18 protein-coding genes and 1 tRNA gene are annotated in these 24,198 nt (G+C 54.2%); 9 read left to right on the top strand and 10 right to left on the bottom strand.

Annotated elements, in window-relative coordinates; genetic code table 11:
• Positions 1 to 14: 14 nt before the first annotated feature.
• The 6 genes from hisS to H5T67_11070 form a co-directional block, all read right to left on the bottom strand.
• Entirely contained in the window at positions 15 to 1,361 is a 1,347-nt protein-coding gene (hisS, locus tag H5T67_11095; GenBank protein ID MBC7245856.1) for a histidine--tRNA ligase, read from the bottom strand.
• An 88-nt stretch (positions 1,362 to 1,449) separates the two neighbouring features.
• A tRNA-His gene (locus H5T67_11090) sits at positions 1,450 to 1,522 on the bottom strand.
• Positions 1,523 to 1,731: 209 nt separating this feature from the next.
• Positions 1,732 to 1,929: a hypothetical protein gene (locus tag H5T67_11085; GenBank protein MBC7245855.1), complete on the bottom strand. Its 198-nt coding sequence runs from the start codon at positions 1,927 to 1,929 to the stop codon at positions 1,732 to 1,734.
• Positions 1,889 to 2,470, bottom strand: a complete 582-nt coding sequence (mobB, locus tag H5T67_11080; protein ID MBC7245854.1) for a molybdopterin-guanine dinucleotide biosynthesis protein B — start codon at positions 2,468 to 2,470, stop codon at positions 1,889 to 1,891. Before mobB ends, H5T67_11085 begins: the two co-directional genes overlap by 41 nt.
• A 370-nt stretch (positions 2,471 to 2,840) precedes the next feature.
• Positions 2,841 to 3,959, bottom strand: coding sequence for a LysM peptidoglycan-binding domain-containing protein (locus tag H5T67_11075; protein MBC7245853.1), 1,119 nt, complete (start codon positions 3,957 to 3,959; stop codon positions 2,841 to 2,843).
• A 98-nt stretch (positions 3,960 to 4,057) separates the two neighbouring features.
• Positions 4,058 to 9,133, bottom strand: coding sequence for a carboxypeptidase regulatory-like domain-containing protein (locus H5T67_11070; protein ID MBC7245852.1), 5,076 nt, complete (start codon positions 9,131 to 9,133; stop codon positions 4,058 to 4,060).
• A gap of 317 nt (positions 9,134 to 9,450) precedes the next feature.
• Between H5T67_11070 and H5T67_11065 the strand changes: the two genes are divergently transcribed.
• Positions 9,451 to 10,077 carry a DUF3786 domain-containing protein gene (locus tag H5T67_11065; protein ID MBC7245851.1) on the top strand — a complete coding sequence of 209 codons (627 nt, stop codon included), beginning with the start codon at positions 9,451 to 9,453 and terminating at the stop codon, positions 10,075 to 10,077.
• Between the two features lie 11 nt (positions 10,078 to 10,088).
• Here H5T67_11065 and H5T67_11060 read toward each other — a convergent pair whose 3' ends face one another.
• The 3 genes from H5T67_11060 to H5T67_11050 all read right to left on the bottom strand — a co-directional run bounded on the left by H5T67_11060 (position 10,089) and on the right by H5T67_11050 (position 12,131).
• Entirely contained in the window at positions 10,089 to 11,051 is a 963-nt protein-coding gene (locus H5T67_11060; GenBank protein MBC7245850.1) for a 4Fe-4S binding protein, read from the bottom strand.
• A gap of 65 nt (positions 11,052 to 11,116) precedes the next feature.
• Positions 11,117 to 11,299: a hypothetical protein gene (locus H5T67_11055; protein ID MBC7245849.1), complete on the bottom strand. Its 183-nt coding sequence runs from the start codon at positions 11,297 to 11,299 to the stop codon at positions 11,117 to 11,119.
• A 46-nt stretch (positions 11,300 to 11,345) separates the two neighbouring features.
• Complete coding sequence (locus tag H5T67_11050) at positions 11,346 to 12,131, bottom strand: hypothetical protein (GenBank protein MBC7245848.1); 786 nt, start codon at positions 12,129 to 12,131, stop codon at positions 11,346 to 11,348.
• A gap of 326 nt (positions 12,132 to 12,457) precedes the next feature.
• On the opposite strand from H5T67_11050, the gene H5T67_11045 reads away from it, so the two are divergent.
• The 8 genes from H5T67_11045 (at position 12,458) to H5T67_11010 (ending at position 21,698) form a co-directional block, all read left to right on the top strand.
• Positions 12,458 to 13,315: a DegV family protein gene (locus H5T67_11045; protein ID MBC7245847.1), complete on the top strand. Its 858-nt coding sequence runs from the start codon at positions 12,458 to 12,460 to the stop codon at positions 13,313 to 13,315.
• A gap of 431 nt (positions 13,316 to 13,746) precedes the next feature.
• Entirely contained in the window at positions 13,747 to 14,340 is a 594-nt protein-coding gene (locus H5T67_11040; GenBank protein MBC7245846.1) for a sulfite oxidase-like oxidoreductase, read from the top strand.
• A 26-nt stretch (positions 14,341 to 14,366) separates the two neighbouring features.
• Positions 14,367 to 17,192, top strand: coding sequence for a cation-transporting P-type ATPase (locus tag H5T67_11035; GenBank protein MBC7245845.1), 2,826 nt, complete (start codon positions 14,367 to 14,369; stop codon positions 17,190 to 17,192).
• A 37-nt stretch (positions 17,193 to 17,229) separates the two neighbouring features.
• Positions 17,230 to 17,877, top strand: a complete 648-nt coding sequence (locus tag H5T67_11030; GenBank protein MBC7245844.1) for an NAD-binding protein — start codon at positions 17,230 to 17,232, stop codon at positions 17,875 to 17,877.
• Positions 17,878 to 17,896: 19 nt separating this feature from the next.
• Positions 17,897 to 18,592, top strand: a complete 696-nt coding sequence (locus H5T67_11025; GenBank protein ID MBC7245843.1) for a TrkA family potassium uptake protein — start codon at positions 17,897 to 17,899, stop codon at positions 18,590 to 18,592.
• A 12-nt stretch (positions 18,593 to 18,604) separates the two neighbouring features.
• Entirely contained in the window at positions 18,605 to 19,798 is a 1,194-nt protein-coding gene (locus tag H5T67_11020; GenBank protein ID MBC7245842.1) for a zinc ribbon domain-containing protein, read from the top strand.
• A gap of 165 nt (positions 19,799 to 19,963) precedes the next feature.
• On the top strand, positions 19,964 to 21,271 hold the full coding sequence (locus H5T67_11015) for an MFS transporter (GenBank protein ID MBC7245841.1): 1,308 nt from the start codon (positions 19,964 to 19,966) through the stop codon (positions 21,269 to 21,271).
• A gap of 37 nt (positions 21,272 to 21,308) precedes the next feature.
• Positions 21,309 to 21,698 (top strand): NUDIX domain-containing protein, encoded by a 390-nt coding sequence (locus tag H5T67_11010; GenBank protein ID MBC7245840.1) that lies wholly within the window; start codon positions 21,309 to 21,311, stop codon positions 21,696 to 21,698.
• Positions 21,699 to 21,749: 51 nt separating this feature from the next.
• On the opposite strand, the gene H5T67_11005 is transcribed toward H5T67_11010, so the two are convergent.
• Positions 21,750 to 24,198 (bottom strand): 6-bladed beta-propeller (locus H5T67_11005; GenBank protein MBC7245839.1); only part of this gene is annotated, 2,449 nt, incomplete at its 5' end.

Here is a 24,198-nt window from a genome sequence, read left to right as displayed (position 1 = left end):
TGCCTCGCCATTCCCTAGGATGCGGATGCCGCTGAATGTGCTTCAACCTGCTTCTGTAGAACCTCGGCGATTTGTGACCGTGCTACTTGTATCTGCGATTTGAGCGGCAGATTGCGCAGCGTAACCTGAGCAGAAGCGAGTTCATCTGGCCCCATAATCACCACAAAGGGGATGCCCTTCTTCAGGGCATAGCGAATCTGGGTTCCTAACGGATCTGTATCATAGTACAACTCACAGCGCAACCCTGCGCTGCGCAACTCGGTAATCAAGCGCAACGATTCTTGGAGCAGGTCAGCACTGAAAACTGTCACAAGCACTTGTACGGTTGTCTCACCCACATCTGAGGGGAGCATGTGCAGCTCCTCCATGACATCGATGATGCGCTCTATGCCTATTGTCGTACCAGTAGCAGGATAGCCCTGCGCTGCAAACTTGCCCACCAGGCCATCGAAACGCCCTCCCCCGGTAATGCTGCCAATGCGCGGTTTCTCGACCACTGTCTCATAGATAGGGCCGGTGTAATAGTCCAGGCCACGGACCATAGCCAGATCTACTCGATAAAAGTCTGCTATCACTCCGAGAGAGGGCAAGTAATCGAGCAGTTCGACAAGTTCAGCAATGCCTTCTTGCGCGAGGGGATAGCCCACTAATTCGCGGCGCAGGTCATCCAGTGCCGCTCTTCCATCCGTTGTGGGTTGCAAGAGAGCAAGCAGACGGTCTACCGTTTGCTCTGCCAATCCGTTCTCCAGCAACTCATCACGCACTGCCTTGAGTCCTATCTTGTCCAATTTGTCTATGGTGCGGTATAACCCCGGCAATTGCGCCTCAGACACGCCCGAGTATTGACCAATCCCGGTGAGTATTTTGCGATCGTTGATGCGGATGACGAATTTCTGGAACCCAAGCCGTCGCAACACGGTATAAATCAAAGCGATGATTTCGGCATCAGCCAACATGCTCGAAGAACCCACGATATCTGCATCGCATTGCCAGAATTCCCGATAGCGTCCCTTTTGGGGGCGTTCTGCCCGCCACACTGGCGCGATTTGGTAGCGACGGAACGGTTTGGGCAAATCTGGGTATTGAGCGACTACCCTGCTTAGAGGAACAGATAGGTCGTAACGCAGAGCAAGTTTTTCCTTGCCACCACGATGTTGCACCATGAAAATCAGCTTCTCTGCCTCTGCACCGTACTTGCCTAGCAAAATCTCAGCCAATTCAACCGCCGGCGTAATCAAGGGCTCAAAGCCGAATTCAGCAAAGACTCCCTCAACGATGTTCAACACATACTGGCGCAACACCATCTGGCGAGGCAGAATGTCTCTCATGCCCTTGGGTAAGCGAGGTTGTATCACTTCCATGTTCACACTCTCCTAAGGCCGTCAAAACAGTCTCCATAAAAAGAAGAGCGCGGGCTTCACTGCCCTACGCTCCCAGTGCTACTACCAAGGTGGACGACGGGGCTCGAACCCGTAACACCTGGTTCCACAGACCAGTGCTCTGCCCATTGAGCTACGCCCACCACAACATTCTGACAATGATAAGTATACCTCGTTTCACGATAAAGAGCAAATCACTCCGAGAGTATTGAACAAGTCTTACTTGCCATACAGAGCATTCTTCAGCACTCCTCCGTCCCAGGACAAAATACGTGGCAGACCCCGCTCTGAGAAGAACCTTCCCACACTACTATCTCATGCTGTGGCTTCAGGGACTGACGTGGCGAATATATTACTCCTCCTCGCCAAGCAGGTGCATTCCCCTGCGTTCCCAGTGTTCCTCTTCCTCTTCATCCTCCGAATCGTCGAGTTCGGTTCGGGGTTCCATGGTCAGGCAGCCATCAGCAGGGTCGTATTCTATCTCCTCAGCCCGGCATCTGCCATCCACATTATAGAGGCAATCTGTCTGCCAACAAATCACCTTGGGCACTGCTATTTCCTCCTTCCACCCAGGGTTTGCTGTCTGAAGCCCTAGTAAGGTACTTCTTCTCAAGTAGGTCAGCTACACCTGCCACTTCATCGAAACGAAATTGCGGCACAGACACGCAATCGAGTGGCTGATCCGTGACCAGAGCGATTAATTCGCGCTCCGCAGAAAGCAACTCGTGCGCCGCGCCTCTGCAAATCTCGATCTTGGGCCTTTTCTCGTGCTTATAGCCTTCGGTGAGGACAATATCCACCGAAGGCATAACCGCGATCACTTGGTCTAACGGCAATTCTGCTTCCAGACGTTGGACGAGCGCCATTTTCTGTGGCGACGAAATGACCGTGACATCGCTGCCAGCCTGAGCATGGCGCCAGCTATCTTTGCCCGGCACGTCAATATCAAAATCATGTTCGTAATGCTTGATTGTGCCCACGCGATATCCACGTCGCTTCAACTCGCGTATCAGCCTCTCCAGAAAGGTGGTTTTGCCCACGTTAGATCGGCCTACAATGGACACAACCGGTACAGCCCGATCGCCCTGCATCATCTCTCCAAACTGTGCATCTTGATATCCTCATATACCATACTTTGCGCACGTTGTCAATTCCATTCCCTTCTCCATGACAGGACTATTGCAGAATGGCTTCATCGGTCATTGCAAGGCTGCCAGTTTGGCCACATTGCTCTTGGCTTAGCAGGAAGAGGGGAAGCGCTCCTTGGAATCAATGAAGCCAAGGAAATGGAGAAAGACAAAAGCCCGCTTGCTCACACGTTCTAAAAGATACACTGCATGCACACCTAATACAGTGTGCTGGCAATACGTGTCAGCAACCGGGCTTCCGACAAACTACCTAAATAGAGCGCAGCCAAGCTCGCTACAAAGTAGTGAGTCTGGATTTATATGCTGCCCTGCACTAAGGTATCAACAAGGGTTGCCCAACAAAGATCAAGTTAGGATTGGCCAGATTGTTTAGGCTGATAATCGCCCAAGGCGTCACACGGAACATGGCCGCGATGGACCACACCGTATCCCCACGTTGCACGATGTAAGTGCGTGTGGCAGGAGGAACTGGCGGCGCACCCGTTGGGATGATCAGAATCTGACCGGCGCGGATGTACCAGGGATTGACAATGCGATTGACCGCAATGATAGCCTCAATCGGCACATGAAATTTCAGCGAGATGCGGTAGAGGTTATCCCCTGGTTGCACCACGTACATGGTCGGGCCTGGAGGCGGTGCCGGCAGCGCGGGTATGATCAGAATCTGGCCAACACGAATCAGGTTGGGATTGACCAAGTTGTTCGCGCGGATGATCGCCTCCGGCGGCAGGCCAAAGCATCGTGCTATGCCAAAGACCGTATCGCCCCATTGCACCACATACGGGAAACCAACGCCTGCAGGTGGTGGTACTGCCGTCACTGTTGGAGCGGGGGTCCCAACAGGCGTAGCAGTAGGTGGTACCGGCGTACCAGTTGGTACTGTTGTGGGCGTAGGCGTACCTGCTGGTAGAACTGTAACAGACCCGGGCATCGGCGTGGCAACGATTGGCTGAGCCTGATCATTGGATAGCGTCACGCTGTCAAATGTAATCTGGGCAGTGCCCGTAGCTTTGGCCCGGAACGTAATGCGGGCCAATACACCCGTGCCGCTCACGGCCGACGCAGGGGAGAGTAGGGTAAAGGCATATTGAATTTTACCCGTGGAATTGTCCGCCACGTTCTGAATCATAAAGCCTTGCGCTGGATTGAGAAAAGTCCCGGGCTCAATCTGCACTCCACCCAGGCTGGGATTCGCGTCCTGCACCTCCAACTTGGTCGCATCGAAGGTGATGCGGATATCCACTGCATATAGATTGGTTACGGTGTCCACCTTGATGTTCAGGGTAAACGTATCATTCAGATTCACTGTGCTTGACGGTGGATCCACCAGCACAATAGTTGCTTCCGCTAGAGCCGAGGAAAGCGGCAAGGACGCTACAAGCATGAAGCACACCAACAGCAACAGGACACTTCGATTAATTTTTCTGGACATTGACTCCTCCTTACAAAAAGTAATTGCCTCAGCAGGGTGAGCTCCCAACGGCTGCACTGCCTAGCGCGGAGCTCTATCCCCTGCTGGAAATACCTCATCTAACGTGGCACGCCCGACTTTAAGACAAGCGGTAGGTAAAGCATATTCGTTGGTCCGACGTAAACCGAGCCACCAACGGCCACCACCGGCATAGAAGCACCGCTCGTTGCCTCTACCAATTGCACAGAACTAGGATGCAACCGGCTATACCCATGAGCCTTGGCGCGGAAGGTGATACTGCACAGTGTACCACTGCCCTCGGCAGGCGGTGCAGGATCGGCTAGACTTATTGCATAGCGCACCAGTCCTTCGGTATTGTCTGCTTCCTCCGCTGACACAGCCCCTTGCGCCGGATCAGGGAACGTCCCGCGCGTAATCTGCACCCCTTCTTTGAATGGATCGGAATCCACAACTTCCAATACATCAGGGTTGAATTCCAGTTGCGCGTCCACGCCATAGAGATTGTGGACATCCTGCAATTCCAAGGTAACCGTGAGCAGATCGTCCACCTCTAGGCCGCTTTGATACGCTGGTGAAACGAACAAAGTGGCTAGTGCTGCCGCCAGCGAAGCACCCGATGGCGGTGACACCCAAGGCTGAGGACAAGACTTACCATAGGCCCATCCTGCTGCAACCAAATCGAAGATATCTACTTGCCCATTGGCGTTGATGTCTGCGCGCGGGTCACTGGGTGGGCAGGTACCATACCTCCTAGCGATGAAGACCATGTCATACAAATTGACCACGCAATCCGGAGGAATCTCGCCCGGCCCGCATGCATCACCACCCAGCAACTGCACAGTGCGCAGAGGAGTGGTCATGCCTGCCGTTACTACTACACCTGGTTCCAAAGCATACAGGTAACCAGGCATGGCAGCCATAACACTGTAGGTACCGACTGGAACTCCAGAGAGGACAAAGCGCCCATCGCTACCAGTGACTGCGCTTACTGATCCGGCGCTCACGATTGCGCCGCTGTGGTTTGTGCGGGCATACAGCCTGACCGTGCCACTGATGCTGCCTGTCGGGCCAGGCACAAGCGTCGGCGTGGGCGTAAGAGTCGGCGTACGTGTAGGTGTGGGCGTCGGTGTCGGCGCCGGCACGCCCCACGTTCGCACACTGTGGATGCCGCTGCCGTACACACGCAGGGTATTGTATCCATCTAGCCTGTTCACATAGATGTCATCCTGGTCTGTAGGGTCGTACAGGAACTTGACCCGCAGCCGCTGCCACACACTGGCATTGAAGAAAGTTTGGCCAGTGCCCGTTATCACCATGTTGGTCGCAGGGATAGCCATATTCCAGGCATGCAGTTGATTCTGGCTGTAATCTGGGCATCCGTAGTAGTAGACGCGGCTCTGCTCCGACTCCCAATCGCTGGTGAGCAGATACAGGTACTGCCAGCCCTCAGGCTGTTGTATGATAGGTAACTGCAATTCCGTGTACTGGTCGGGCAGCGTGTGCCACTGCTCGGTCTGCCACAGTTCTCTCCGGGTATCGTCATTGTATTTTTCCTTCAGCTCGCCGAAGAACTGCGGCTCCCTATCCTCGTAGAGGATACGGATCTCATAAGGCGGTATTGCCCCCGGGAACAGGCCTCCGCGGCAATCCTCATCTTGGAAAAGCGCATTGCCAAAGACAAACACCTCGGATTCTTTCTCAGGAAATGCTTGGATATCCTCCACTTCTGTGTGAGCATAGTTGAACGGTGGCAAAACTGACACCACTGGGCCTGTAATTGGATAGTAACCCTCCAACTTCTGCGAATCCTCGTAGTTAACAAAGTTGACCTTCGGCACTGGCGTGCGGATGGTGATGTACTTGAACTCGTAGGTCTCATCACCAGGGTTAGTCTGGCGCGCTCGTGCAGTATAGATTGCCACTACATTGTACTCATGCCCATCCACGAAAAAGCGCTTCAGGTACCAGGGATCGCCCGGCTGCAGATCATGCCCACCACGGGCATTGTCCATAGCACTGTGTGTGCAACCTAGCGCCCGCCCAATAATGACAGAAACATACTCTTCTGCTGGAGACGTCCAAGGTTCACTGTATACATCGTTGACGAAGACGAACCAAGCTCCATCCGTCCTGCCAAGGTTGCCACTTGCAGGCAGAACCCGTACCAGTCGCCTCGTCCCATCGGCAATAGCCATTTGCCCTGTTCGCAAAGTAACCGGCGAGCCAATTTTATCCGGATGTAGCGAATACTGTCCGCCACCCAATGCATGCAAGCCACCACCCGTGTACCAGAACTGCAACTCCGCGGTGCCAGGTGAAATATTGTCCAAGGTGATCATGTGATCCAGGAGCTGCACACTCTGCCCACGCTGTAAGCGGATGGATTCCAGAGCAAAGATGAGCATCTCATTGCCGTTCAGGACGGTATCGTCTTTATCCAGCATGCCGATCAGCCCATCGCCGTTGAAATCGGCATAGATATGCGTCAGAGTAGCCAAGGATTTCTCACTGTGAATCTGCACCGCCTCGGGGAAGCCGTCGAAGTTGGCATCAAAAGTGGTCAGGCCATACCCAAAGCTGGGCAATAATGGGGGTGGTAAATCCCCAGTAGTAGGATCGGGCATGGGCAGTTGGGTTAGATTAGTGGCTATCGGGAAAGCAAAGGAGCTGGAACCCGGCTGCGCACTAGCAGGCTGGTCGCGGGTATCCAGGTACATGTAGGTGAATTCCTGCATCAGCGCCGGGAAGGTATAGACCTGGGTGGGCACGTACGGCGCGCTCGAACTCACCCTCAGGATCTTGTCCAGATACTCCGGCTCGTACCACATGCGCAGGAAAACCTTTTCGCGCGCATCGTGCTCGCGGATGGAGAGCTGCCTGTATAGGCTCACCAGCTCATCGCCCTCGCTGTAGTTGTACCTATCCATGTAAGCCGGGTTGAAGGTCAGCGAGTCCTTGGGCGGTGCCTGTGGCAATTGTGGATTGAAAGGCGCCCAGGAATTCGTATAGGGCAAGACTTCCACCGGATAGCTAGGTGTGAGTGTACGTGAGCCTGGGTCCACAACACCCTTGTCGCCAGGACCTTCGTTGCGGAAGCCGTAGAGGCGTAAGCCACCTCCTCGCTCATAGTTGGTCTTGTACTTCCAGTTCCTTCCGCTGTCAGCGGGATCGAACCAGAACTTGAGGCGCGGCTTCCAGCCCTGGGGCATGGTGTTCACGCTTGCATCGCGCACCCAGCATTGCTTCTGTGCATCCCAGTGCAGGTGATAGGCCAGGGTAGTATTGGCTGACACATCTTGCGTCCACAGCACCGCTTCGCTTTGTGGAGCGAGGAAAGCACTTGTCACGAGATAGAGGTCATCTGTACGATCAGGACGCACATCAGGCAGGACGAATTCCGTATACTCCCATGGCAAGGTGTGGAATTGTTCTACGTACCAAAACTCGTCCTGGGCGTGATCTCCATACTTCTCCTTGAGCTCGCCCAAGAACTGCCAGTTCTTGTCCTCCGCCACGTAGGAGTACTCGACCGGAGGCGCCTCTACGAGAGGTCCTAGGTATTGCACATCTTCCTCGCTGCAGGTAAAGGAATCCGTGATCGCTTGTATGTCCAAAAGAATATAGTGCGGATAATTGTAAGGTGGCATTACCGACAGGTGCTGCCCTGCTGCGTAAGACTGCAAGCGCACCGAATGCTGATCGATGACATACCCCCCGCCTATATCCTCGTAACTGCTCGTCTTAGGAACCGGCGTGCGGATAGTGATGAATTTGAACCGCGTGGGATCTACAGGTGGTGGCCACAGGTCAGAGTCAATGACCCTATCGCCGTCCGCATCCAGCGTGCACTGGCGGTCAATGCCCACCCCCGCGCCGTTTTCCGTCTTGATCGCCACAACATTGTATTCATGACCATCCACATAGAAACGTTTGAGGAACCATGGGTCCCCTTGCCGCAAATCTGGCTGACCAGGTGAGTCTTCCATGCCGCTCCAGGTAGCACCCAAGGCACGCCCTACAATCAAGCGCGCTCTACCCTCTGCTGCATCTATGTTCTCCAGGTAGATGAAGAAGGGGCCGGTGGGGAAGTCGCACATGTTCGTGCCTGACCCGCCGTTAGCCACCGCCCGGATTTGCTGCAGAGGCCCCACACGCCCGCACAGGAGCATATCCCCGACACCTATGGTTTTCGTGCGATAACCCGTCATTAGATCCGTGATTGTGTCGCCTGTATACCAAACTCGGATATCAGCACTGCGCTCATACACAGCATCAACCATCATCCAGTAGTCCAAGAACCGCACTCTACTCCCTTGATAGAGCGCTTTGCTATCCAAGCGGAAAATGACCAGCTCATTCCCATTCAATTCAATCGTATCTCTATCCAATGGGTCAATTCGGCTATTTCCATTGAAGTCAGCGGCGATCTTGGTCAGATCGAACAGGGTCAACTCGCTTTCCACGTGCACAATGTCTGGTACACCATCATCATCGGCATCCAGGTTGGTCAGCCCCTCACCAATTGGACTTGTCAATTGGTCCTGGCGAATCCCAACCGGGAAGACGAAGCTAGTGCCACCCAAACTATGATCTACCGGGCCAGCCAGCGGTTCCGGCTTCTGCGACACGAGTTTGGGCTCCATGAGCATGTAGGTGAATTCCTGCATCACGGCTGGATACCATTCGTCATACCTCGTGCCCTTGCTCTGCGTGTAGGGCATCTGCGCTGTGGGGTGGAGATCGAGCACGCCATTCGCGTTCACATCCTTATCCCAGTGCCACGGTTCGTACCACATCCGGAACCACACCTTCTCCGTCGCATTGGTCGTGCCTGCGTGGATCTGCTTGTACAGACCAAGAGCCTGGTTGCCATCTAAGGTCTCGAACTCGGACATAAAAAGCGGATTCCAGGTCACCGAGTCCTTGACCGGGGCTTGGAGGAGTTGAGGGTTAAAGATGGGTTCGGATTTGGTGTACGGAGGGTCTTCGGGGGGCAATCTGGTGAAAGGATCTAGTGCCTGAGGATCTCCCACTTGGGTCTGGACAGAAACGCTTCCATCGGCCGTGGCCTCCACCTGGGCAACGGAGGGCGATTCTGCAACGAGTCCAGCCAGTGCTACAAATAAAAAAACGACAACGCTCAATGCAACTACAAGTCTTAGTGCCTTGGGCATTTCTCCTCCTCCCTTGTGCAATTCACTGTGATAGCTGGCACTGTTCGTGGGGCTTTATCTTCTTTACTATCTTACCACGAAAGTGTCAATTTGTCAACATACACGCAATCCGCGTTTACTTTCTTGTAACTCAATTGCTGGAAGTCCACCCAGTACTCCGAATTGTCATTGTTCGGTATCTGCTGCTTGCCAAACAAGAGAATTCCGTTATAATAATTTCACTATAATCAATGACGTAAACCAAAAAACGAAAGATACGCCTCGTGTTGCCCCGGGAAGGGGGCACGCACTCTTGCAGACAAAAGATTGGAGGAACCATGCCTCGTCCAAGAGAAATGGGATACCAGACTGCCTTGGAAAAGGCCTGTCGCGACTTGCAAAAACTCGAACCCTACAAGACAGCGTATATGGCTGGCTGCGACTTTCGCCAGGATGATGAAGGGGGACAGTTCCTGGTTCCCTTTTTTGGAGAAGAGCATATCGTCACTTTTCCCCACATTTCCGTGCGCAATGCCAGCGGCCAAGAAGCAGACATCACCACGCGCCTTATTATCCTGCACTACCTCATTCACGCCGATGGGACGTTCCCAGCCGACCGTTGGATCACGTTTCGTGAGCTGCCCGATGGGCTGATCTATGACCAAGCCTTTCAGAAACGCGCCAGCCTGCGCTTGGTGCAGGCTTATGGGAGGGATGCCAAGGGCTTTGCCGTGGCGGCAAAGGCTCTGGGCGGAGAGCGGCTCTCCTTCGGTGACGCCGCTTATATGTTTCGCCTGCTGCCTCGTATACGCATGGCGGTCATTCTCCATCTCGGGGATGAAGAATTTGGGCCAACTGTGAACGTCCTTTTCGATGCGGCTGCTGGCCATTACCTGCCCATCGAAGACCTGGCCGTGCTTGGGGGCATGCTAGCCAGCAAGTTAATCAAAGCAGGCAACGTGTAACTCGTCACGCATTACGTTTTACGTATTCCGTTTTGCATATCCCGTTTTACGTTTTCGCGTATCCCGTGTTCCGTAACCCGGCAGATCTGCTTGTCCTCTTCCCCTAGCAGACGAATCGCTGCCTCTGGACAGGCCCGTACGCATTCCATGCAGCGGATGCATCCTGTGGAGTTAGCATCTTCATAGATGCAGATGTCCACTGGGCATACTCTGCGACAAAGTCCGCATTGGCTGCAGCTTGTCTCATCCACAGCCAAACGCAACGTGCTGAGCCGATTGAAGGGCGACCAGATGGCCCCAAGAGGGCAGACCAAGCGGCAGAATGGACGCTTGCTACCCAACATCCAGACGAGGAACCCCAACAAGATGACTACTTTCACTACAAACAACCACCCTGCCTGTGCACGCAAGCCGGCATCCAGGAGAATCCAGGGAATACCCGCCTCAATCGTCCCAACCGGACAGAGTTTAGAGAACCAGGGTTCGTGCGTGAAAAATGGAACAATGCCTACCAGCATGATCAGGAATGCATAACGCAACCAGCCCAAGTGGCTTGACACCCACTGATCGGGCCAGCGCCATGTAGTGGGATGGAGATCCTCGGGGCGCAGCCTGCGTCCCAGCCCATACATCAGTTCTTGGAACCATCCAAAGGGACACAACCAGCCACAAGCCAGGCGCCCCATCAATGCTCCGACCAAGCCAAGCACACCCAAGGTATAGAAGGGAAATTGATGTATCGCGGCAAAATGCTGCAATGTGCCAATAGGACAGGCAAAGATAGCTGCAGGACATGCGTAACAATTCATGCCCAAACAAGGAACAGCCTTCAAGGACTGCAGGACAAACGAATTCATCACGAGAAACGAAAAGGCCTGGACGTAACGCCTTCGCGCTGTGAGCAAAAAAGAGATCAATCTAGACACTTTGGTTATTGCTAACTCCCTGAACCTCGGTATTGATAGCAAACACATTAGCACTACAATAGCGCACTAAAGTGCGCACTACGAACCTATGGTACTACAAACTTGCCATCTTCCTATTGGATGCCAATGCAGGATGAGCAAAGCAGAGTCGCATTCAGCCAGGTAATGAGCGCCTGACCCCATGCCAAACCAAGCGCAATGGCAAACAATGCCACCACAAGGAGAATGCGGTTGATTGCCCGCGCTCGTGCATACCCTGTAGTATTTGACTCGGTTGGTCTTTGTTCAGCAACCATAGCAGCACAACATCTGAGTTAATGGCAACACCTGGTGCTACCTACGCTATCCTCGTACCAGAAGAGTGCGCACAATCAGAAAAACACCGAGCAGGATCAGTGCTACTGGCCAGAGCATCCACATCGTCGCACCCAATGGCCCCACGCCTATGCCCACCACGGTCAGCACTCCTGCCGGTATCAAGGCCCACCAGTTGCGGCGATCCACGGCAAAAATCGCCAAAAACACAGCCGCTATACCTAACATGATGAGGGTAGGAATCCACTCCTCGCCCAACCACTGGCCCAATGCCATCACCAGTCCCATGAAGGCCATGACGCCGCCGGGAATGAGCGCCCACCAATTCTTGCGGCGATCCAAGGCGAAGATGAGCAGGAAAGGCACAGCACTGCCCCAAAAGCCCACCAGATTGACCAGCACATCCGGCAGCCCCAGCCCGTCCAGCAAAGAACTCACTCCCCAAGCGCTAAGGATACCCGCCGGGATGAGAGCCCACCAACCATCCTTGGCACTCTGCTTGAAGAAAATGTAGAAGAAAGGCAGGGCACTGCCACCAAACCCAACCAACTGGATAAGCCAGCCAGGCAACCCGAGAGCCCCGAACAGCAAGCCCAAGCCCCAGGCTAGCATAATGCAAGCGGGGATCAGCGGCCACCATTCAACCGGATTGCTTAGCCATAGCGAGCCAAAGACCACCGCTCCGGCCAGCAAGGCCAGGCTGCCCCACACTGCTCCCTGGAGCACAATCCACCCCAATTGCGCCAGCAGCAAGAGCACACCCACCATGATCACGAGCAATCCTGCAATCACACGCCCCCAATGCTTTCCCATCAGCGCATACCACCTTTCCTTGTCGTATTGTCTTGCGTGAGTAATGCAACCAATATAAATTAATTATAGCATGCATTGCATGAAATCGCTAGCGAGCCTTTACCGCAATTTACCGTATTGATGCAGCAACTTTTGCCCAGCATCGACAGCAGGACCTCTGGCCCATGCCCATCGCGTCTTTCCATCCTCTTGGCTCGCCAGAGGGCATTGTACACCGCTTCCTCCCTTGGGCCCAAGTGGATGTAAATAGAAATCCCGCTATCTTGCGTAACCAATGCTCTTATAGCGTGTTTTGTAAGCAAATATAAATGTCAGGAGAAGAGAATATGCCTAAAATTGCGATAGTCACCGATAGTGGGGCAGACCTGCCCCAAGAGCTTTGCGCCCGATATGGCATTACCGTAGTGCCGCTGGTCGTGCGCTTTGGCGAAGAGGTGTATCTGGATGGCCAGCTATCGGTGGACGAGTTCTGGAAAAAAGCGGAAAAAGGGCCACCTTACCCCCAGACTTCACAGCCAGCCACCGGGATGTTCGAGCAAGTATTCGCGGAATTGATCGGACAAGGCAATCACGTCCTGTGCTTAACGATCACGAGCAAACATAGCGGAACGCTTAACTCAGCCTATGCTGCCGCGCAAAATTTTCCCGGGCAAGTCACGGTCTTTGACACGCTTTCTCTCTCGCTAGCCCAGGCCTATCAGGCGATAACCGCTGCCAAGGCAGCCGCAGAGGGCAAAAGCCTCGAAGAAATCCTGACCCAACTTGAAAACATCCGCGCCCGTACGCACCTGTTCATTGTTCTGGATACCATCGAGTACTTGCGACGGGGTGGACGCGCTGATCAGATTATTCCCGTGCTGGAACGTGTGGTCCGCATGTTAAATATCAAACCTATTCTCGAAGTGATAGATGGCCAACTCAAACTGCTGGGCGCTGCTCGCTCGCGTGAGAAGGGACTGGAGCGTATTCAGCAAGAAATTGCTAGCCGGGCCCCGGCAGAAATGCTCATCGTCGTTTACACCAGACAGACCAATGCTGCGGCTGCACCCTCTTTCGCCCGCACGCTTGCGGAGTGCATCCACTTTCCGCTCGAGCAGGTCATGATGACAGAAACAGGCGCTGTCCTATCCAGCCATGCTGGTCCAGGAGTGATTGCCGCAGCCATTGTGCAGCATAAGGACTAGGTTCTAACCCGCGGATCGCGCTACCCATTCGTGTCACTCTGGCAAGAAACTTGCAAAACCTCAGAGAGCCCACGACGGAGCTGGGTATCTGGCAAGCTCCGCTACCATTTGGATTGCACTCCGAGCCTCCTTAACCGTGCAGACCCTTCCTGCGACGTGCTCCAATATGGCGAAGTCAGTACATGCTAAATTCATCCTTTGCCTAAGTTGCCCCCATGAACTTCGGACACGAGTTGGAACATCCCTGCCAATCTCTGGTTCTCCATCTCTAAGCGAAATCTCCCAAAAGTGATTCTTTGCCGCTTAGTGGCTCAGAATGATGTTTCGAGGTAGTATATCAAGCAGTGGTCCGAAGCTATGCCCTAACCTGGGCTCTGCTAGCTTGGAGCAGCGGGAAATTCAGATTATACTTAGCATCAAAGGAGTAAGACATGGACGAAGAAATCATCATTAGCCCGGATACAAAAAGAGTAAACCGGATACCCCCGGGCCAGCGGCTCACTGACAAATGGCCTGTGCTGCATTACGGTTTTGTGTCCCAAATTGACTTGGCTCAGTGGACGTTCACTATATCGGGCTTGGTCAAAGAAAAACGAGTTTTGAGTTATGAAGAATTCACTGCCTTGCCCCGTGTGAAGGTGTTCTCTGACATCCATTGCGTCACAGGTTGGTCACGACTGAACAACCTGTGGGGAGGGATAAGCACCAACACGATCAAGAGCTTGACCACGATACTCCCTGAGGCCAAATTTGTCATCGTCCACGCCGCAGGTAATTTCACGACCAATCTCACGCTGGACGATTTCTTCGCATTGGATGCGTTATTCGCCATGGAGCATGACCATCAACCTCTCACGCCAGCGCATGGTTATCCAGTGCGGCTAGTCATACCTAGACTCTACTTTTGGAAAAGCGCCAAATGGGTTACTGGCATCGAATTCAGAGCAAAGGATATGCCCGGCTTTTGGGAATCCCGTGGATACCACAATCACGGTGACCCATGGAAAGAAGAGAGATATAGTTAGCGCTATCTTTGACCCTTGAAAATCGCATGAGCAGACAGACCAATGCCCCTACTGAAACAGATAACCTAGAGCTGATCCATGCTCTAGCAATTGCAGAAGTATACCAGGCCCTGGATACGCGCCCGGGGGGATTAACGCAGGCAGAAGCTGCCGAGCGCCTGCGACGCTTTGGACGAAACGCCATCCATAAGGTGAAAGGCAAACCCCTTATCCTGCGCTTCCTGGTCAATTTTACCCACCTCATGGCAATCCTGCTGTGGGTTGGTGGTGCAATCGCTTTCATCGCTCAGATGCCCCAGTTAGGCATCGCGATTTGGCTAGTCAATTTCATCAACGGCGCTTTCAGCTTCTGGCAGGAATATCGTGCAGAGAAAGCCGCCGAGGCTTTGCGCCGTCTCCTTCCAACTTATGCCCGTGTGTTGCGCGAGGGAGAGGAGCAGCACATTCCTGCTGAGGAATTGGTGCCCGGCGATGTGCTGCTGTTGAGTGAGGGGGATCACATCTCTGCCGATGGCCGCCTAGTGCATGAGGTGGAACTCCAGATAGACCAATCCACCCTCACGGGAGAATCCCACCCAGTGCACAAGACGAGCGAAGCTGTTCTGCAAACGGACTTGGCTCGTAGCGAGTTGCCCAACCTGGTCTTTGCCGGCACAAATGTGGTTGCTGGCACAGGCAAGGCAGTTGTCTTTGCGACAGGCATGAAAACCGAGTTCGGCAGAATCGCCCATTTCACGCAAGCATTGGAGGAAGAGCCAAGCCCCTTGCAGCAAGAGTTGAGCAACGTAACCAAAGTGGTCACGGCCGTGGCGGTGGGAGTCGGCTTGATCTTCTTCGTGTTGGCTGCCGCGTTGGTTGGCATCAATCTGGCCGAGAGCTTTATCTTTTCCCTAGGCATGATCGTTGCATTTGTGCCCGAGGGGCTGCTGCCCACGGTGACCCTAGCCTTGGCTATGGGTACACAGCGCATGGCTCAACGCCATGCTTTGATTAAGAAACTCTCCGCCGTCGAGACGCTGGGCTGCACCAGCATCATCTGCACCGACAAGACTGGCACACTCACTCAGAATGAAATGACGGTGCGCGGCCTGTGGGTAGCCGGACGGCAACTGACCGTAACTGGCGTTGGTTATGCGCCTGAGGGTCGAATCCTGTCCGCTGGACAACCTATCCCGATCCCTGTAGATGGCGATCTACGGCAATTGCTTGTCGCTGGCGTCCTCTGCAACAATGCTCATCTCCTGCCTCCTAACGATGATTCCCCACGCTGGTCAGTGCTAGGCGATCCCACTGAAGCCGCTTTACAAGTACTGGCCCTCAAAGGTGGGCTCGACCTGGAAACCGAAATGCGCCAAGCCCCATGTTTGTGCGAACTCCCCTTCGAGTCGCGTCGCAAACGCATGAGCATGGTTCGGCAGAGCGGAACCGTGCGAGTAGCCTATGTCAAAGGCGCGCCAAAAGAAACGCTGGCGCTATGTAGCCATATCCAAATGGATGGTCTGCAGCGTCCCTTGGATGAGGCCATGCGTGCACAAATTATCGCTGCCAATGACGAGTATGCACGCAACGGATTGCGTGTACTGGCTGTTGCCATGCGCTCACTAGCAGGAGATGCATCCTGTTATGCTCCATCAGAGTATACAGCCCAGGACGTCGAGCGTGATCTGACCTTTCTCGGGTTGGTAGCGATGATGGATCCACCCCGACCAGAAGTGGCGGAAGCTGTAGAGAAATGTCATCGTGCTGGTATACGCGTAGTGATGATCACCGGAGATTATGGGCTGACCGCGGAAAGCATCGCCCGCCGCATAGGCATCATCCGCACCAGAAATCCCCGCATCATCAGCGGCAGCGAATTGGATGCCATGGATGACGGGAAGCTGCAGGAAGCTTTGCAGGCTGAGGTCATCTTCGCCCGTGTGGCTCCAGAGCACAAACTGCGTGTGGTTAGCGCGCTTCAGAAGATGGGACACATTGTGGCGGTCACAGGTGACGGGGTCAATGATGCGCCGGCCTTGAAAAAGGCGAACATCGGAGTGGCAATGGGACTCGCTGGCACCGATGTGGCTAAGGAGGCAGCGGATATGGTCCTGACGGACGATAATTTCGCCTCCATTGTCAATGCCATAGAGGAAGGGCGAGCGGTCTATGCCAATATCAAGAAATTCATCACGTACATCTTTACTAGCAACACGCCTGAAGCCGTGCCCTTTATCCTTTTTGCACTCAGCCGGGCGCGCATCCCATTGGCCCTGAATGTGATGCAAATTCTCTCCATTGACCTAGGCACCGACATCGTGCCTGCCCTGGCTCTAGGTGCTGAGCCCCCAGAACCTGGGTTGATGGATCGTCCCCCGCGCAATTTGAAAGAGCATGCCATTACCCCTGCCCTGCTGGCTCGTGCATATCTCTGGTTGGGACCAGTACAAAGTTTGGCGACGATGGCCGCCTTTTACCTGCAGTACTGGATGAACGGCTACCGGGGGCAATGGTTGGATTTGCCTTCGAGTGGCATTCTGTACCGTTCTGCAACGGCTATGGCGCTTGCTGCAGTCGTAACGACCCAGATTGGCAACTTGTTCGCCCAGCGTTCAGAGCGAATCTCTACCTTTCGTGTGAGTCCGTGGAACAACCGGTTGCTATGGGTGGGTATCCTCAGCGAACTCGCGGTCGTCGGACTGATTATTTATGTCCCATTGTTTCAAAGCATTTTTGGCACAGCGTCCTTCCCATTGCAGAACTGGTTGTTCCTGTTTGCCTGGACGCCGTCCTTGCTATTGATGGACGAATTGCGCAAGATGTGGCTGCGCTACCGTGAACGTCAGAGGTCTGTACCAACTCAACCGAAGTAACCAAGGAATCCTTGCGATTCCACTGAGGAGGTGCTCGATGAAAATCATCATTATTGGTTGTGGAAGGCTTGGCGCTGGACTGGCAAAACTGCTCAGCCTGCAAGGCCACGCCGTGACCGTGGTGGATAGCGATCCTCTTGCCTTTGAACGTTTGGGCCCTGCATTCAAAGGCAAGACGGTAGTTGGCATTGGCTTTGATCATGAAGTCCTAATACAAGCTGGAATCGAACGCGCCGATTGTCTGGCGGCGGTAACAGCCAGCGATGATGCCAATGTGGTGGCTGCTCGCCTTGCTAGTCAGGTATTCCATGTCCCCAAGGTTGTCGCCCGCCTGTATGATCCACGCAAAGCGGAAATCTACCAACGGCTTGGACTGCAGACCATCTCTCCCGTCACGTGGGGCATCAATCAAATTGCTGAGTTGCTTTGCCGTTCTCCCCTGGAAACCGTCCTGAGACTGGGCAGCGACGTCAACATCATCGAAGCGGAAGTGCCTGCTCTCCTGGTGGGACGCACTGTGCGGGACCTGACCGTCCTGGGCGAGGTTCACGTAGTGGCAATCACGCGCAGTGGCAAGACCTTCTTACCCACGCAGGGCACGGTGCTTCAAGCTGGCGACCTGATTCATCTGGCAGCTCTCACCACATCTACCAAACGGCTCAAGGCGCTGCTGGGATTGGAATAAGGAGGAAAAGCAAATGGTCATGATGGTCTTGATTGTAGGGGGAGGCAAAGTAGGAACGCATTTAGCCTCCATGCTACTAAGCGAGGGGTATCGCGTGAAAGTCATCGAACTCAAGCGGGAAGAGATCCCGCGCTTGCAGCGTGATCTGCCAGCAGAAGTGGTGATACAAGGCAACGGCACAGACCCCAACGTGCTAGAGGCAGCTGGTATTCGTCAGGCAGATGTCGTCGCGGCTGTAACAGGAGCAGATGAAACGAACCTCGTTGTGGCTAGCCTGGCGCACTTCGAGTTTCATGTGCCAAGAGTCATCGCTCGCGTAAACAACCCCAAGAACGCTTGGCTATTCACTCCAGAAATGGGCGTGGACGTGGGACTGAACCAGGCAGACCTAATGGCCCATCTCATTGCGGAGGAGATGTCGCTGGGCGACATGATGACCTTGCTCAAGTTGCGCAAAGGGCAGTACTCGCTGGTAGAGGAGAAGGTGGATCCCACCGCCATAGCCGTAGGTAAGGCAGTGCGCGAACTGCAACTACCCAGTGAATGTCAATTGGCCGCTATCATCCGCAAGGGACAGCTCCTCATTCCTCATGGCGATACCGTGTTGCAGCCCGCTGACGAGGTACTGGCCGTGGTGCATGCCTCACAAGTAGCCCAACTGGCAGTTCTCCTTGGCCCACAAGCAAGTTCTACGTCTCAAAGCGGAAAACAATAAGGGAGGAAGAACATGGCTACAGGCGAATCTCACTTGATTGCTGACCAGTGCCCACAATGTGGCGGCAATCTGCCGTCAGGCGGCGAGCAAATCATCTGCCCCTATTGCGGGTCCCGCCTCATCCGGTATCGCACAGGACCACTTACAGAAACAGAAAGGGGTCAGGAGGCCTTTGTCCAGGGCATGCATCTAAAGCTCTTCTCCTGTGTGGACACGCAAGGCGTAGGCATGGAAGCCTTTCGCATGCTCATCCCTAGCGGCTGGGAATTCGAAGGAGGTGTGCATTGGCTGATGAACAATCCAGGCATGCCTGCTGTCATTGCCTTTCAAGTGCGTAACCCTGGTGGCGCAGAGGCCTTTGAGGTCTTTCCGGCTCAACCTTTCTACTGGACAAATAACCCTATGGTGCTAATGACGTGTCCAGTGGGTAGCTTCTACTTTGGAAATGAAGTTCGACCTCCTGTTGGTGCACAGCAGGCTTTACGTGAGGTCGTGCTTCCACGTTTCAGAGGCAATATAGCAGGCCTGCAGATTACTCATGAGGAGCATCTACCTGACCTGGCCAGCCAGTTGCAGGCAACTCGCCCCGAGGCACCCAGTGCTCTAACCACCGCAGACGGCGCCAAAACCCGCGTGCGCTACACAAAAGACATGGCTACTATTGAAGAGGAGTTTTTCTGCGTGGTTGAGCTCACCCGCATTGTAACGCCAATGCTGATGGGAGCAGTGGAAAACATCTTCTGGCAAGCCAGTTACCTTTTCTCATTCCGTGCTCTAGCTGGACGATTGGATAACTTGGCGGATCTCTACCAAGTCATGACCAGTTCCTTCCGTCTAAACCCACTGTGGTACAGCCGTTACACGCAGGTCAGCCAATACCTGGTTCAGAATCAGATTCAACAGATACACAATGTGGGTCAACTCAGCCGCATTATTAGCCAAACTAGCAACCAAATCAGCGATATGATGATGGAATCCTACTATCAGCGACAACAGACATACGACCGCATTTCCAGCAGCTTCAGCCAGGCGATACGCGGGGTTGATGAGTACCATGACCCATTCAAAGAATACGGTATAGAACTGCCAGGTGGCTATCGGCATGCTTGGGCCAATAGCCTGGGCGAGTACATCCTAACCGATGACCCGGGCTTTAACCCAAACATCGGATCGAATCTGAACTGGCAGCCTATGGAGCGAAAATAGGAACACAACCTTCTGCATCCAATATCAAGGGATTTGTTTGGTAGCTTTGTGTCGTATTATAATTTGCCCAAGGCTTCCCTGCCTTGCACCATAAAATCCAAAGGGCTTGCTGTAATCTTCACTGGCTCAGAAAGACGCAGCACGCTACAGAAAAGGAGAATTGCGATGAAAGCACATTCTAGATACCGCTGGTTCGTTGTCGTCACTTTCTTTGCCTTTATGCTGCTTCATCAATGCGACAAGCTCCTCATTGGCCCCCTGACGACACAGATTATGAACACGTTCCACATCAACGAAGCACAGATGGGGGCAGTCGTCACCGGTGCGCTCATTGTCGGCGCTATCCTGTACCCAGTTTGGGGCTACCTCTACGACCGTTATGCACGCTCAAAACTGCTCGCGTTGGCTTCATTCATTTGGGGTTCGACCACCTGGCTCAGCGCCATCGCGCCCACATACGGAGCCTTTCTGGCCACCCGCGCCACGACTGGCATTGACGATTCCAGTTACCCTGGACTGTACAGCCTCATCTCCGACTATTTTGGGCCAGAGATGCGCGGCAAAATCTATGGATTGCTGCAGATCGCGCAGCCCTTTGGCTATATGCTGGGCATGTTGTTGGGTCTTCTGCTCAGCAATGCATTGGGCTGGCGTGGCATTTACTACGTTACTGGTTCCCTGGGCATCCTGCTGTCGTTGCTCATCTTTTTTGGCGTGCGCGAAGCGCCACGCGGCAAAGCCGAACCTGAACTGCGGGACCTGGAACAGATTGGGATTTACCGCTTCAACCTACAGACCGCTCTGGGGCTGTTCAAAAAGCGTAGCCTAGTGTTGTTGTTCATCCAGGGATTCTTTGGCGTTTTCCCGTGGAATGTGATCACCTACTGGTTTTTCCGCTACCTCGAGACAGAACGCGGGTACTCCAGCACCGCCGTGTTCACGACCATGGCCACCGCCGTGCTGGTCCTATCGGCAGGCTACTTCGTGGGTGGCGCAGTGGGCGACTTTTTCTTCAAGCGCACACCCCGTGGCCGGGCGCTGGTAGCCATGACGGGTGTTTTAATGGGAGCCATCCTGCTGGTCATCACGCTGAGCATCCCGGCTGGCAATCAAATGCTGTTCATGATATTGCTTTGCTTGACCGCCCTGTTCATCCCCATCGCTTCGCCCAACGTGGTCTCCACAGTCTATGACATTACACTGCCAGAGGTGCGCAGCACAGCACTGGCCGTGCAGTACTTTATCGAATCAGCGGGTGCAGCTCTAGCACCACTGATGGCTGGGCTGATTGCTGTACGCTCCTCCCTGCACAATGCCATTCTATCCATTTGCGTATCCACCTGGATACTCTGTGCCCTTTTCTTTGCTGTGGTAGCCTATTTGGTGCCGCGTGATATTGCAGCCCTGCGCGGTCAGTTGCGCGAGCGAGCTGAATATGAACGAGCCATGCAAGCAAAGGCAAAACCGGGATAAACAGAAATCTCGAAGACAAATTGTTGGGATTATCTTGGTGAATCAAAAAGGCGAAATCCTTCTGCTTCACCGCGCGAACGATCCAAGCATTCCCGCACCCAATACGTGGGGATTGGTTGGCGGCCACGTTGAGCCGGGAGAAACCTTGGAGGAAGCACTCCGCCGAGAAGTAGAAGAGGAGATCCGCTTTCACCTGGAGTCATACCAGCCGTTTGGCGAATTCCACGACGAGGAGTTCGAGCGATATGTCTATATCGGCCCGATTGACAAAGAGTTGCATCAACTGCACCTGGGAGAGGGTCAGAGCTTTGGCTTCTTCTCGCCACAATACGCTCTGACCCATCTCCCTCTAAGCGAACCAACCAGAAAGTGCCTGATCGTCTACGCACAGACTTTCAAACGTTCCACAGAGAGGATCACAGCATAGAAAACCAGCCAATCTCGATGACAACTTCTTAATTGGGAGCAACAGAAAGGATCACGGTATTGGTGCGAACTTCATGATGCGGTGATTGCCCGAGTCCGCCACGTAGATGTTCCCCTCCCCATCCACCGCGATCCCAGAAGGCACGTTGAACGACCCCGCATCGCTCCCATATGCCCCCCACACCGCCACCACCTTCCCACTCCCATCAAACTTCACCACACGATGATACTCAGGCGCCGTCGCATACACATACCCACGCCCATCCACCGCCACATATGGCTTGTTCACCGGCGACTCACTCTCCCATCCCAATACCATCCACTCCGTCACATACTTCCAACCCCCATCAAACTTCTGTATCCGCTCGTTCCACACATCCGCTACATACACGTTCCCTCCCCCATCCACCGCCAAACCACACGGCTCACGCATCTGCCCACTCAACGACCCCCCTCCGCCCCACTGCCCCACAAACTCACCCTCAGTTGTGAACTTCAACACCCGCTTGTTCCCCGTGTCGCTCACCAATAGCTTCCCCTCACCATCCACCTCAATGTCACGCGGCCCATAAAACACATCCGTCGCTCCCAACACGCCACCCGTGTCCCCAAATACACCCCACTGCTTCACAAAACGCCCTTCCCTATCAAACTTCTGGATGCGGTGGTTCCATGTGTCCGCCACATACACGTCCCCTCCCTTATCCACCGCTATCCCCCACGGCTCCTGAAACTCCCCAGCACCATCCCCTTGCCGCCCCCAACCACGCACATACCGCCCAGCATTGTCAAAAACCTGCACCCGATGGTTGCGCGTGTCCACTACATACACATTCCCCTGCTCATCCACCGCTATCCCCTTCGGATCGTTGAACTGCCCTGCCCCTGTGCCAAAACTGCCCCAGGTCAGCACCGCCGAAACTTGAATGCGCCGCTTCTCGTATTCATCCTCAGGCAGTTCAAGCCCTATGCCTGCCACCTCAGGCCCATAATCCCACAACTGCGCCGCAATGTCCTTGCGCACGTACAAGGCAAACTTGCTCACCAAAGGCCAAGATGTAGTAGCGTGGGGGTATTTGCGGGACCAGATGATGTCCCACCAGTACTTGCGCCTGGCAGGGTCGCACAGATCGTTCCACAATTTGGCGAGGGTCAGGTTGCGGTATGGCTCTTCATCAGGCCACCAGATGAGCCGATAGTCTCGTCCTCTCCGAATGTATTTCCCAACCAGTTGCGATCTCAGTTTGGCTTCATTGCCTAGACCAATGATGACCACATGCGGATCACCAAACAAACCGCTCTCTCCGGTGAAGAAGGTCACCCCTTCGCGATCGCGCAGATACCAGAAGAAGGGTTGCTGTGATTCATTATCGTAGGCAATCTGGAGCACTTGAGAGCCAATCATCCGCCGCGACATTTCATCCAACTCACGCATGAGAGCCGCCGTATCCGGTGTCGCAGCCGCATACACGAGGAATTCGGTCGCATAGTCCTGGTTGATAAAACTCAACATCAACGCAAAACGCACCGTAACGGCGATCAAAACGACACAAAGCAAGGCCAGGACAATGCGCGCCCAGCCACTGCAACCGAGCTGGCGACCGCGGGTATAGATCCACACCGCTGCAATCACAAACAAAACCAGCGCCAGTACCCAGCGCAAAGTGGATTGCAACTGATCAAGCCCTGTCCCACTAAATGGGCGTATCGGGCTGCGCATGGTGGCCAACAAGATAAAAAGCGAGAACGCACCTACAGCAAGCAAGAGCATCATGGAAAGTGCCCCTTGATACACTAACTTGCGCCAATCGGTTGACTCCCATACCCGACCAAGAAACCATCCGCCCAACAGCCCCAACGGCAAGACCAAGTGCATGTTCTGCCAAGGCATCTTCTCACCCGCCCACGCCCAGATGACAAGGTTCGTCACTGTCCAATAGATGAGAAAAGGAACAAACACCTTCGCCCCTTCCCTTGTCACCGCAATCGCTGGAGCAGCCTCCTGCCTGCCTGTCCTACGCCTCCGTCCCGTTGCTCCTGGGCTAGTTGCAGGAGTTGCCTCGGCCTCGCTCTCCGCCCCCACCCATTGAGAACGGCGACCTGTCCAGAAGTAATAGACCATGGCTGCGCCCGTCAGCAAAGAGGGCAAAAATTCGTACAGTGCATTCAAGAAAAAGAAGTAGTACCAGGGCTGCCCACCGCGCCTCACCTCCTGCTGCGACAACCAGTGCCCCAACATGCCTACCATGCCCGTGACAACCCCACGCGCATTCGTTAACATTGTGGTGTAGAACAGAATAAAGATAACGTAATAGATTGCGGCACAAGTCAGCCAGACCTTGCGCTTCCACCACACACCAAGCGCTATCGAAACAACCAACAATAGCAGCACCACGGTCCCCGTACGCACAATGCCAGTCGAACTATAGTCCAGGGGATTCCACTTGAACACACTGACAACCACAGGCGCAATGAGCGGTAGAGCCAGAGTCCCCAACAAC

Source organism: Chloroflexota bacterium (assembly GCA_014360905.1).
Lineage (GTDB): Bacteria > Chloroflexota > Anaerolineae > UBA2200 > UBA2200 > JACIWX01.
Note: the sequence above shows the minus strand (reverse complement) of the source record. Positions and strands in the feature narration are given on the sequence as shown.